This window comes from Pseudoalteromonas sp. OFAV1, from assembly GCF_021532595.1.
In the GTDB taxonomy this organism is placed as follows: Bacteria; Pseudomonadota; Gammaproteobacteria; order Enterobacterales; family Alteromonadaceae; genus Pseudoalteromonas; species Pseudoalteromonas lipolytica_C.
This window is the reverse complement of record NZ_JAKGBG010000029.1, coordinates 46,609-57,688: the sequence shown is the minus strand read 5'-3', so window position 1 is coordinate 57,688 and position 11,080 is coordinate 46,609. Positions and strand designations below refer to the sequence as shown.

12 protein-coding genes are annotated in these 11,080 nt (G+C 42.3%); 6 read left to right on the top strand and 6 right to left on the bottom strand.

The features are described 5' to 3' along the window. Positions 1-1,244 (top strand): membrane-bound lytic murein transglycosylase MltF (gene mltF / locus L1267_RS15515; RefSeq protein ID WP_235383336.1); only part of this gene is annotated, 1,244 nt, incomplete at its 5' end. Positions 1,245-1,347: 103 nt separating this feature from the next. After that, on the top strand, positions 1,348-1,518 hold the full coding sequence (locus tag L1267_RS15510; RefSeq protein ID WP_167658517.1) for a hypothetical protein: 171 nt from the start codon (positions 1,348-1,350) through the stop codon (positions 1,516-1,518). Here L1267_RS15510 and tadA read toward each other — a convergent pair whose 3' ends face one another. After that, positions 1,519-2,016 carry a tRNA adenosine(34) deaminase TadA gene (gene tadA / locus L1267_RS15505; RefSeq protein ID WP_135926095.1) on the bottom strand — a complete coding sequence of 166 codons (498 nt, stop codon included), beginning with the start codon at positions 2,014-2,016 and terminating at the stop codon, positions 1,519-1,521. 180 nt (positions 2,017-2,196) lie between these two features. Here tadA and L1267_RS15500 point away from each other — a divergent pair, with 180 nt between their 5' ends. After that, positions 2,197-3,501, top strand: coding sequence for an inosine/guanosine kinase (locus L1267_RS15500; protein WP_135926096.1), 1,305 nt, complete (start codon positions 2,197-2,199; stop codon positions 3,499-3,501). A gap of 6 nt (positions 3,502-3,507) precedes the next feature. Here the strand turns inward: L1267_RS15500 and glsB are convergent, their stop codons facing one another. The 5 genes from glsB to ftsY form a co-directional block, all read right to left on the bottom strand. Further along, a complete protein-coding gene (glsB, locus tag L1267_RS15495; protein WP_138557227.1) occupies positions 3,508-4,428 on the bottom strand; it encodes a glutaminase B in 921 nt (306 codons plus the stop codon). 79 nt (positions 4,429-4,507) lie between these two features. Further along, positions 4,508-5,371 carry an RNA polymerase sigma factor RpoH gene (gene rpoH, locus L1267_RS15490; protein ID WP_054551048.1) on the bottom strand — a complete coding sequence of 288 codons (864 nt, stop codon included), beginning with the start codon at positions 5,369-5,371 and terminating at the stop codon, positions 4,508-4,510. 279 nt (positions 5,372-5,650) lie between these two features. Continuing rightward, a complete protein-coding gene (ftsX, locus tag L1267_RS15485; RefSeq protein ID WP_135926098.1) occupies positions 5,651-6,637 on the bottom strand; it encodes a permease-like cell division protein FtsX in 987 nt (328 codons plus the stop codon). Then, positions 6,634-7,311 (bottom strand): cell division ATP-binding protein FtsE, encoded by a 678-nt coding sequence (ftsE, locus tag L1267_RS15480; RefSeq protein ID WP_135926099.1) that lies wholly within the window; start codon positions 7,309-7,311, stop codon positions 6,634-6,636. The genes ftsX and ftsE overlap by 4 nt, the downstream gene beginning before the upstream one ends. Before the next feature lie 54 nt (positions 7,312-7,365). Then, the gene (gene ftsY, locus L1267_RS15475) at positions 7,366-9,372 is read right to left on the bottom strand and encodes a signal recognition particle-docking protein FtsY (protein ID WP_235383335.1); all 2,007 of its coding nucleotides are present in this window, start codon (positions 9,370-9,372) and stop codon (positions 7,366-7,368) included. A 210-nt stretch (positions 9,373-9,582) separates the two neighbouring features. Between ftsY and rsmD the strand changes: the two genes are divergently transcribed. The 3 genes from rsmD (at position 9,583) to L1267_RS15460 (ending at position 11,029) form a co-directional block, all read left to right on the top strand. Then, positions 9,583-10,200 (top strand): 16S rRNA (guanine(966)-N(2))-methyltransferase RsmD, encoded by a 618-nt coding sequence (gene rsmD, locus L1267_RS15470; protein WP_235383334.1) that lies wholly within the window; start codon positions 9,583-9,585, stop codon positions 10,198-10,200. 145 nt (positions 10,201-10,345) lie between these two features. After that, a complete protein-coding gene (gene rpsU / locus L1267_RS15465) occupies positions 10,346-10,561 on the top strand; it encodes a 30S ribosomal protein S21 (RefSeq protein WP_002957797.1) in 216 nt (71 codons plus the stop codon). Positions 10,562-10,582: 21 nt separating this feature from the next. Next, positions 10,583-11,029 (top strand): GatB/YqeY domain-containing protein, encoded by a 447-nt coding sequence (locus L1267_RS15460; protein ID WP_062568695.1) that lies wholly within the window; start codon positions 10,583-10,585, stop codon positions 11,027-11,029. Positions 11,030-11,080: the final 51 nt, after the last annotated feature.

Sequence of the window (11,080 nt, the reverse complement as noted above, 5' to 3'; positions counted from 1 at the left end):
TGCCTTTTTTTAATCTTACAGATATGTTCTCTCGCCTCGAAAGTGGTGATTTAGACATTATTGCCTCTGGACTTACTTATAATACCATTCGGGCTGAACATTATCGTTTTGGGCCAACTTACCGCACCATTAGCCAAAAGCTAGTATACAAGCAAGGCCGCACTCGCCCTCGAGAATTTGCCGATTTAACGGGGAACCTAACGGTTCTTGCGAAAAGTAGTCACTCACTTGCATTACAGCAACTTAAACAGCTTCATCCAGACTTAACATGGCATGAAACAGAAGATATGGATGAAGAAGAACTTCTGCAAGCAGTTATAGACGGTGAAATTGATTACACTCTCGCTGACTCTCACACCTTGTCATTATTTCGCCGCTACCACCCTAATTTAAGTATCGGCTTTTCAGTGACTCGTAACGACCCTATCGCTTGGTTACTAAGAAAGGATGGTGACGATTCTTTATATGCCTTGATGGTGCCCTTTTTTGGTGATGTAAAACAAAATAACCAACTTTATGTATTAGAAGAAAAGTATTTTGGCCACGTTCGTCAGTTTAATTATGTTAATACCTTAGCCTATATCGAAGCTATCAAAGAAACACTCCCCAAATATCAGCCTTGGTTTGAGCAGTATTCAGGGAATATTGATTGGCGCTTACTGGCCGCCTTGAGCTATCAAGAGTCAATGTGGAACCCTAAAGCCAAGTCACCGACAGGTGTTCGCGGGATCATGATGCTTACGCAAACTACAGCAAAACAAGTTGGCGTTACTAACCGTTTAGAGCCTGAGCAAAATATCAAAGGCGGTGCCGAATATTTAGCGAAGGTTATTTCGTGGATCCCTGAACGTATTCCACAACCCGATAGAACTTGGTTTGCCTTAGCCTCTTATAATGTTGGCTGGGGCCACGTAAATGACGCGCGAATTATTACCGAGAGAGAAGGGGCAAGCCCCGATAAGTGGGCGGATGTAAAAAAACGCTTACCGCTTTTAATTAAAAAGCGTTATTATCGTAAAACCAAATATGGTTATGCACGTGGCGATGTTGCCGTGCAGTATGTTGACAATATTCGTCGTTATTACGATGCGTTGGTTTGGCTTGATGAAAATGATGCAATTGCTGACCCAAGTGAAGAAGAGCAAGCCATTGAAGAGGTTAACACTTCCACAGAAACGAGCGAAAAGCCAAACGACACAACACAACCAGACTCCCAAGAGCAGCAGACGTTAGAAAACAACTAACCTAAAGCACCAGAAATCTGTTTACTTGTCATCAAATGATCATTATCTTTTAGTAGAAATGGAATGGACCATGCCATGCTTTTCTCTCACTTAAGGAGCACACATGTTAAAAAGAAGACGCAAGACACATAAGTTCAAGCGTAATGTTATTTACTCAACAGCGACACGCCGTCGTATCATGCTGCGTAATACACACAAAAAAGTTATTTGGCGTCGCCGCTTATTTGCGATGCAGTTAATGGAAGCTCAAGTTCCTGCAACGCCGGTTGTATAACTAGGCGTTGCGAGCTGCAAGCTTAGCCGCCTTTTTCTCTTCTCTACGACGCTTAAAAAACTTAGATATCACCGCCCCACACTGCTCACTCATAACTTCACCGGTTACTTCAACTTGATGATTAAGCCTTGGTTCTTGTAATAGATTCATAATAGAACCCGCAGAGCCCGTCTTGGCATCTTTAGCACCGTATACGAGTCGCTTGATACGGCTATGAACCAATAGTCCTGCACACATCGAACACGGCTCGAGGGTTACATACAAGGTGCAATCTATTAGGCGATAATTATTAAGTACTTTGCCTGCTTCGCGGATTGCCATCATTTCTGCGTGAGCGGATGGGTCGTTATCGGTAATTGAGCGGTTATAGCCAAAAGCTATTAGTTGATTGTCTTTTACGAGCACTGCACCAACCGGAATTTCATTAATCGCTGCCGCTTCATTGGCAAAGCTCAATGCTTTTTCCATCCAATACTGGTCGCTAAATTGTTCGCTCATATATCACACAAATCTTGTAAAACTGTGAGTAATTATACCTAGTTAGTGAAAAATGTCGGCAATAAATACTGCTACACTTAAAAATTAACGCAAAATTTAGTGGCTTTTTCATGGCTCAACAGCCTCATATTGCGCTATAATCTCGCGCTTTTTTTATTTAGCTTACAACACGGGTAGCAAATGAAATTTCCTGGACGCCGCAGGCATAAACATTATTTTCCGGTGGAAGCCAAAGATCCACTGACGAATCAACTTAACTCAACCGAACGACTACAACGTAGTTATATTACGGGTATCGACCAAATTGTGGTGGATATTGAAGCGAAAGTTGATCAAGCTTTCCTAGATGAATTTCAATTGCGCCGTGGCATGTCGCAAGTAATCGATAGCGATATTACCAATGCGTTATACGACAGACTGAAACTCGACAACATGATCGACTATGAGTTTGCCGGCGGTACAGTAGGTAACACCATGCACAACTACTCAACACTAGCTGACGACCGTTCAGTGTTATTAGGAGTCATGAGTGAAAACATTAAAATTGGTAGCTATGCATACCGCTTTTTATGTAATACCTCTAGCCGTGTTGATCTTGATTATCTTCAGCCTGTAGACGGCCCAATTGGTCGCTGCTTTACCTTGATTGACGAAACAGGTGAACGTACCTTTGCGATCAGCGCTGGACTTATGAATCATCTTCGCCCTGAATCTATCGATCAAGAACTTATTGAGAACTCTTCAGCACTGGTGATCAGCGCATACCTAATGCGTACGCAAGGTGATGAAACCATGACAGAAGCCACCATGCAGGCAGTAAAATATGCCAATGATGCAGGCGTACCTGTGGTTTTAACCCTTGGAACTAAGTTCTTAATTGAACAAGACCCTACCTGGTGGGCTGATTTCGTTAAAGAACATGTTGATATTCTTGCGATGAACGAAGAAGAAGGGCTTGCTATTACTGGCTTTGAAGACCCACTTCTAGCTGCCGACAAAGCACTAGACTGGACAGACTTAGTTATTTGCACTGCCGGCGAAAAAGGCTTATTTATGGCAGGTTATGTAGACGATTCATTCAAGCGTGAAACAGAATATCCACTATTACCGGGTGCGATTGCTGACTTTAACCGCTATGAATTTTCGCGCGCTATGCGTAAAGACGATTGCCAAAACCCTATTCGTGCTTATAGCCACACAGCACCATTTATGGGTGGCCCAGACAGCATTAAAAACACCAATGGTGCTGGCGATTGTGCTCTTGCTGCGGTATTACATGACTTATCAGCAAACGTTTACCACAAACTTAATGTGGCAAACTCAGCGAAGCATCAGCAACCTGCAATGACTTACTCATCACTTGCACAAATTAGTAAATACGCTAACCGTGCAAGTTATGAAGTACTTGTTCAGCACTCTCCACGTTTATCGCGTGGTTTACCTGAACGTGAAGATTGTTTAGAGCAAGTTTACTGGGATCAGTAACCGCTTTTAGAAAATCGAAATATCCAGTTTCTGGGATAAACGCTCAAGAGCGGCTATCCCAGCTACTGAGTTACCATACGAATTAAGCCTTGGCGCCCAAACAGCCACAGTAAATTGATTCGGTAACACAGCTAATATGGTACCCGATACCCCTGATTTACCCGGCATACCAACACGGTAGCCAAAATCTCCCGCAGCATCGTACAAACCACTGGTAAACAGTAACGAGTTTAACTGCTTATTTTGTCTGGCGCTGAGCACTTTATTGCCGCTGGCATCTTTACCTTGATTCGCTAAGTAATTGTAAGCTTTTGCTAATTCTATGCAGTTAAGTTCAATGGCACAGAAGTTAAAGTAGGCCCATAACACATCATCAACCTCATTATTAAAGTTGCCAAATGATTTCATTAAATGCGCCATGGCGGCATTACGGTGACGAAATTCATATTCAGAATTTGCGACTTTCTTATCTATAACAACCTGAGGATTCCCTGATAACTGACGAAATGACTCAAGCATTGAATGCATCGGTGCTGATAAACGACTATATAAAGCATCACAGGTGACAATAGCACCGGCGTTAATAAATGGGTTGCGTGGTATACCCTGTTCAAATTCAAGCTGTGTTAGTGAGTTAAAGGCTGTACCTGAAGGCTCTTTTCCGACTCGTTGCCACAGCTCATCACCATAACGCTGAAGTGCTAAGGTTAAGGTCATTACTTTAGAAACAGATTGAATAGTAAAACGTGCACCACAATCACCCGCACAGTAGGTTTTCCCATCCACGGTATGAATCGCAATAGCGAACTGGTTGGGCTCAACCTCTGCAAGTGCAGGGATATAATCAGCAACCTTACCTTGACTCAGTAATGGCTGAACTTCTTTTGTGATTTCATCTAATACATGTTGATAATCAATCTGTGACATACCGCGTCCTTAAAACAAAAAGCCCCGCATTTGCGAGGCTTTGTAGTCTACTAAAGATGGTTTGCTATAGCGATTGCTATTAGCTCATTGCTGATTGCAGTTTTTTCATCGCTGTTTTTTCTAGCTGCCGAACACGCTCTGCTGAAACGTTATATTTCTCAGCAAGTTCTTGCAGTGTTGCTTTGTCATCAGCTAACCAACGTGCACTTACAATGTCTTGTGAACGTTCATCAAGGGTTTTTAACGCACTGAATAAACGAGCATGAGATTGCTCTTGCCATTGCTGCTCTTCGATATCGTCAGCAAGGTCAGCACTGCCATCTGTTAAATATTGTACTGGCGAGTATGTGCTTGTCGGTGCATCGTCATTGTCGTCGCCCGTTAAGTCAAAGCCCATATCTTGGCCACTCATACGTGATTCCATCTCACGTACTTCTTTTTCGCTTACACCTAGCTCATTAGCAACAGTGCTAACCTCAGCTTGGTTAAACCAACCTAGACGCTTTTTGTTTTTGCGTAGGTTGAAGAATAATTTACGTTGCGCTTTTGTTGTTGCAACTTTCACGATACGCCAGTTTTTCAGTACGTACTCATGAATTTCAGCTTTAATCCAATGTACTGCGAATGAGACTAAGCGAACACCTACACTTGGGTCGAAACGTTTTACCGCTTTCATCAGACCGATGTTACCTTCCTGAATTAAATCAGCTTGCGGTAAGCCATAACCTGAATAGCTTTTCGCAATATGAGCAACAAAGCGTAGATGCGACATAATGAGTTGCTTCGCAGCTTCAAGATCACCTTCTTCCTGAAGACGTGTCGCCAACTGCTTTTCTTTCTCTGCATCAAGCATAGGAATAGTGCTAACCGCTTGAAGGTAGCCGTCCATACTTGCGCTCTGTTGACCTGCAGTAAGTGCCATTGCGTATAAATCTTTACTCATTTTTCACCTCAGTGATAAACATTTGAAACCATCTTAGCACTCTTTAAGCGAGAGTGCTAACTTGAATTAAAAACTTTTTTAAAGTTCAAATCAAGTGGTTTTTTTAAGATAATTTTATTTTACTTTAAGGCGCTGAATAAGCGATGAATTCTAGCTTTTTAGGCGTTTTGAAAGGTAAATAGAGTATCCCTTCAAAACCTAAATAAACAGCATAACGGCTAAATATGACAAATTAACGACAGTAAAAAGCGCTAAAATTATAGCGCTCAATACGACTAGCTAAACTTTATCAGGTTCTATTTCTTTTATATAACGGTTTACAGATAAGTAAGAACCAACAAATCCTAATCCAGTTGCAAGAGCAACTAAAATAGCAAACTCAGCCAAAGTTAATCCGATTAAATCAAAGCTTGTTTCATATACGCCAGCCACTTCACTCACCGCAGCTCCTAGCCACCACATCATTAAAGCAACACAAATAAAAGAGAACAAACCACCAATAATGCCGTACCAAATCCCTGTCCATAAAAATGGCGCATGAATAAAGGTGTTCGTTGCGCCAACTAATTTCATCACTTGAATTTCATCTTTCTTATCCATAATTGATAAACGGATAGTGTTACCGATGATCAAAGTGACGGAAGTTAATAATAGTAGAGCAATGGTAATAACGCTTTCTTTTAATAAACTTAATAGTGCATTTAAGCGTTCAAGCCAAGCAATATCGAGCTTACCAAAATCAACTTCTCTTTCGGCTTCCAGCTTTTGCAGTAATTGCTTGGCTGTATTCGGCTGACGGTATCGTGCTGTAGGCGTAACAATCACAACATCTGGCAACGGATTAGCGTCTAAATACTCAAGTGCTTGACCAAATCCTGATACTTGTTTGAATTCAGTGAGGGCATCACCTTTTGAGATGAACTCCACTTTATCAACTTCTGGGTAGAGTGCTAAACGCTTAACTAAAGTTTGCGTTTGTTGCTCTGTCATAGTTTCTTTAACAAACAATGAGATCTCTGCTGCATCTTCAAAGCCACTGCTTACTTGTGAGACATTTTTGACTACTAAATAAAGTGTCGCAGGGAGCGTTAAACTTAACCCCAATACCGCAATGGTCATTAACGAGGCAAGAGGCGTTCGCCACATTTCACCCAAACTGTGAATACCTTGACGAATAAGGTTAAGAATAAAGAAGTACGGCGCTGCTAAAAGTGATTTTTTTTGGCGCTCATTTTGGCTAGGCCGGCTTTTAAATAATAAACTCATAGTGCCCCCTCAGCTAACGGGTCTTCGATCATACGACCATCTTTGAGCGTTAAACTGCGATAGCGCATGCGTGCAATAAGACCTATATCGTGAGTCGCAATAAGCACTGTAGTACCGTGGTTATTAAAATCTTCAAACAAACGCAGAATGTCCATAGAAAGCTCAGGATCTAAGTTACCCGTTGGCTCATCGGCAAGTAGAATCGGGGGGGAGTTGACGATTGCTCTGGCTATACCAACACGTTGTTGCTCACCACCCGATAGTGTCGCAGGATTACATTTGGCTTTATCAAGTAAGCCCACTTTATCAAGCGCACCATTTACTCGTTTTGCAATTTGTTTATGATGCGTCCCTTCGATTATTAAAGGCAAAGCAACATTATCAAACACAGAGTAACGTTCTAATAAGCGGTGATTCTGAAAGATGATCCCTATATCGCGGCGCACATAAGGTATTTGCCGCGATTTAACAGCGTTTAAGTCTACACCATTAATAAGTACCTGCCCTGCCGATGGTCGCTCCATCAAACTTATGAGCTTTAGCAAGGTACTTTTACCTGCGCCACTGTGACCCGTTAAAAAGGCTAACTCGCCAGGCTTTATATGAAAACTAACTTTCTCAAGGGCACGGTGGCCACCTGGGTATGTTTTACTGACTTGCTGAAAATTTATCATTTTAATTATCAATCATCTTGCAGCGAAAAAGGGAGCACGCTCCCTTTTAATTAATTATGCATCGTCCTCATCTTGGCTGAATAGTGCATCAATGAAGTCATTACTATTAAATGTACGTAAATCATCAATACTCTCACCAACACCAATGTAACGAATTGGAATATTAAATTTATCTGCAACAGCGAAGATCACACCACCTTTAGCTGTACCATCAAGCTTAGATAAGGTGATCCCAGTTAAACCAACACATTCATTAAATAGTTTAACTTGGCTAATTGCATTTTGCCCTGTGCCAGCATCAATAGTTAACATGACTTCATGTGGCGCATCTGGGTCGATTTTTTTCATTACACGAGCAATTTTTTCAAGCTCTTGCATTAAGTTGTCTTTATTTTGCAAGCGCCCTGCTGTATCGGCGATTAACACATCAATGTTACGTGCTTTTGCAGCTTGAAATGCATCAAATACCACTGACGCACTGTCTGCACCTGTGTGCTGGGCAATAACCGGAATGCTATTACGCTCGCCCCACACTTGTAGCTGCTCAACCGCTGCAGCTCGGAAAGTATCACCAGCTGCAAGCATCACTGACTTACCTTCGTTTTGGAACTGCTTCGCTAATTTACCAATAGTGGTGGTTTTACCAACACCATTTACACCTACCATTAAGATAACAAATGGTTTTTTGTCACTAGGAATAACCAGCGGCTGCTCAGCCGTTTTGAGCATGCTTGCCATTTCTTGCTTCATCAGCTCGTAAAGCGCATCACCGTCTTTTAATTGCTTACGGTCTGCTGCATCAGTTAGGTTATCAATCAACTTCATTGTTGTATCAACACCTAAATCAGCAGTCAGTAATTGTGTTTCTAGTTCTTCAAATAACTCATCATCTATTTTCTTACCACTAAAAATAGACGCAAAGCCTGAACCTATATTAACGCGAGTTTTTAATAGGCCTTTTTTAAGGCGTGCGAAGAAACCTTCTTTCTTTGGTTTTTCAGCCGCAGCTTGAGCAGCTTTTTCTTGCTCTAAACGTTCCGCCTCTGCTTGTTCTTCAGCGATTCGTTGTTGTTCTAAACGTTCCGCCTCTGCTTGTTCTGCAGCAATTCGTTCTTGTTCTAAACGTTCCGCCTCTGCCTTTTCGGCAGCGATGCGCTGTTGTTCTAAACGTTCCGCTTCTGCCTTTTCGGCAGCGATACGTTCTTGCTCTAAACGTTCAGCTTCCGCCTTTTCTGCCGCAATACGTTCTTGCTCTAAACGCTCTGCTTGTGCTTTTTCGGCAGCAACACGCTGTTGTTCTAGGCGCTCCGCCTCTGCCTTTTCAGCAGCGATGCGCTCTTGTTCTAAGCGTTCTGCCTCAGCCTTTTCGGCAGCAATACGCTCTTGCTCTAAAAGTTCAGCCTCTGCCTTTTCGGCAGCAATACGCTCTTGCTCTAAACGTTCAGCTTGTGCTTTTTCAGCAGCAATGCGCTCTTGCTCTAAACGTTCAGCATCGCGTCTTTCGGCAGCAATGCGCTCTTGCTCTAAACGTTCAGCATCGCGTTTTTCTGCTGCAAGTTGCTCAGCTTCACGCTGCGCCTGTTCTGCTGCAGCACGTTCTTGCTCTAATTTCATTGCTGCTTCTTGCTCAGCAAGACGAGCTTGTTGTTCTTGGCGTTGTTGTTCTGCCGCTTGCTGCTCTTGAGCTAAACGTTCCGCCTCTGCTTTTTCAGCAGCGATGCGCTCTTGCTCTAAACGTTCAGCCTCAGCCTTTTCAGCAGCGATGCGCTCTTGTTCTAAGCGTTCTGCCTCGGCCTTTTCTGCAGCGATGCGCTCTTGCTCTAAACGTTCAGCCTCAGCCTTTTCAGCAGCGATGCGCTCTTGCTCTAAACGTTCAGCATCGCGTCTTTCTGCAGCAATACGTTCTTGTTCTAAACGTTCAGCTTCTGCTTTTTCAGCAGCGATGCGCTGTTGCTCTTCTAATTGCTTCTGGTTATCAGCCTCAGTCGCTGTTTGCTCTGCTTTTTGTTTTTCTGATTTGCCAAAACCAAACCAAGACAAGAATTTACTTTTTTTTGCCATACTTGCTAATAACCACTTATAAAAATCTGATAAACTTACATGAATAATAGTTTGGTGGTAGTCCAGCTAATTTAGCCAAACTAAAACGGATACCATCTATCGCTAGGGTCGCAATACTAACACTTTTAGCGCTTTAGAAAAATGACACGCTAGCCATTGCTTACAATATTATCTGAGCAAGTGGTCAGTTACCAATGATTAGTGAGTTAAATGATAAAAAAATCAACAGCTAAACGCCCAGTTAAAGCCGCTAACAATAAAACAGCCAATGGCTTTATTCGTATCATTAGTGGTCAATTCCGTGGCAGAAAACTGCCCGTAAAAGATGTGCAGGGCTTACGTCCGACCACAGATCGTATTAAAGAGACTGTATTTAACTGGCTAATGCAAGATACACGTGACGCAGCCGTACTCGATTGCTTTGCCGGCTCGGGAGGGCTTGGTTTTGAGGCACTTTCTCGTTTTGCAGCCAGTGCGGTATTTTTCGAACTCGACAAAAGCGCAACGGCGCAGTTGAATAGCAATATCGCTACTTTGCAACTTAAAAATGCCACAGTAAAGCATGGGGACAGCCTAACACTCTTAAATAATAATGCTGAGAACGATAAATTTGATTTGGTTTTTGTTGACCCACCATTCCGTCAGAATTTAGCCGAAAAAAGTTGTTTTTTGCTCGAATCAAATCACTGGTTAACTGAGCAAGCTCTTATCTATGTAGAGGTTGAAAGTGAGCTTAGTAATTTAGACACTCCTGATAACTGGCTGCTTTTAAAAGAAAAAACTGCAGGCCAAGTCATTTGTAGATTGTATCAACGCGAAACAAATTAGCACTGTTTTGCCGACTCAGATTCTGTTAATATTATCCTTTACATGTGGTGTTGCTTCGGATTACAATACCGCACCATTTTTGAACCACTTGATCGTTATTCGATCAACTTGAGCAACGCTCATTATTTAGGTAGGTGAATTTTTAATGCCAGTAATTAAAGTAAGAGAGAACGAACCGTTTGACGTAGCACTTCGTCGCTTCAAGCGTTCATGTGAAAAAGCAGGTATCCTTTCAGAAGTTCGTCGTCGCGAGCACTATGAAAAACCAACAGCTGAGCGTAAGCGTAAAAAAGCTGCTGCAGTAAAGCGTCACATGAAGAAGCTTTCTCGCGATAACGCACGTCGCGTTAAATTATACTAATCAGTATTTGGTCTTGTATAAATGAGCCTTTTATTAACGCTAAAAGATGCGCAAAAAGATGCGATGAAGGCAAAAGACAAAGAACGTCTTAAGCCAATCCGCATGGTACTTGCAGCAATCAAGCAACGTGAAATTGACGAGCAAATTACACTTGATGACGACGGTATCACCGCTGTCTTAGTAAAGCTTGTAAAACAACGTCGCGATTCTTACACCCAGTACATTGATGCGGGTCGTGAAGATTTAGCTGAAATTGAAGCCAATGAGATTAAAGCACTTGAAGAATTCTTGCCTCAACAATTGAGTGAAGAAGAAATCATTGCTCTTATTGACTCGGCTATTGCTGATACAAATGCAGCGGGTATGCAAGACATGGGTAAGGTAATGGGAGTTATCAAAAGCAAAGCTGAAGGTCGTGCCGATTTAGGTAAGATTTCTGGCTTAATCAAGCAACGATTAACTGCCTAACCCCCACATACAGATGTATGATTCAAGCAAACCGAGCCTAGTGCTCGGTTT

Bases quoted from the DNA above. Each gene is read 5' to 3' on its own strand.
- L1267_RS15510 (WP_167658517.1), top strand. From the start codon at position 1,348: ATGTTAAAAAGAAGACGCAAGACACATAAGTTCAAGCGTAATGTTATT.
- tadA (WP_135926095.1), bottom strand. From the start codon at position 2,016: ATGAGCGAACAATTTAGCGACCAGTATTGGATGGAAAAAGCATTGAGC.
- L1267_RS15500 (WP_135926096.1), top strand. From the start codon at position 2,197: ATGAAATTTCCTGGACGCCGCAGGCATAAACATTATTTTCCGGTGGAA.
- glsB (WP_138557227.1), bottom strand. From the start codon at position 4,428: ATGTCACAGATTGATTATCAACATGTATTAGATGAAATCACAAAAGAA.
- rpoH (WP_054551048.1), bottom strand. From the start codon at position 5,371: ATGAGTAAAGATTTATACGCAATGGCACTTACTGCAGGTCAACAGAGC.
- ftsX (WP_135926098.1), bottom strand. From the start codon at position 6,637: ATGAGTTTATTATTTAAAAGCCGGCCTAGCCAAAATGAGCGCCAAAAA.
- ftsE (WP_135926099.1), bottom strand. From the start codon at position 7,311: ATGATAAATTTTCAGCAAGTCAGTAAAACATACCCAGGTGGCCACCGT.
- ftsY (WP_235383335.1), bottom strand. From the start codon at position 9,372: ATGGCAAAAAAAAGTAAATTCTTGTCTTGGTTTGGTTTTGGCAAATCA.
- rsmD (WP_235383334.1), top strand. From the start codon at position 9,583: ATGATAAAAAAATCAACAGCTAAACGCCCAGTTAAAGCCGCTAACAAT.
- rpsU (WP_002957797.1), top strand. From the start codon at position 10,346: ATGCCAGTAATTAAAGTAAGAGAGAACGAACCGTTTGACGTAGCACTT.
- L1267_RS15460 (WP_062568695.1), top strand. From the start codon at position 10,583: ATGAGCCTTTTATTAACGCTAAAAGATGCGCAAAAAGATGCGATGAAG.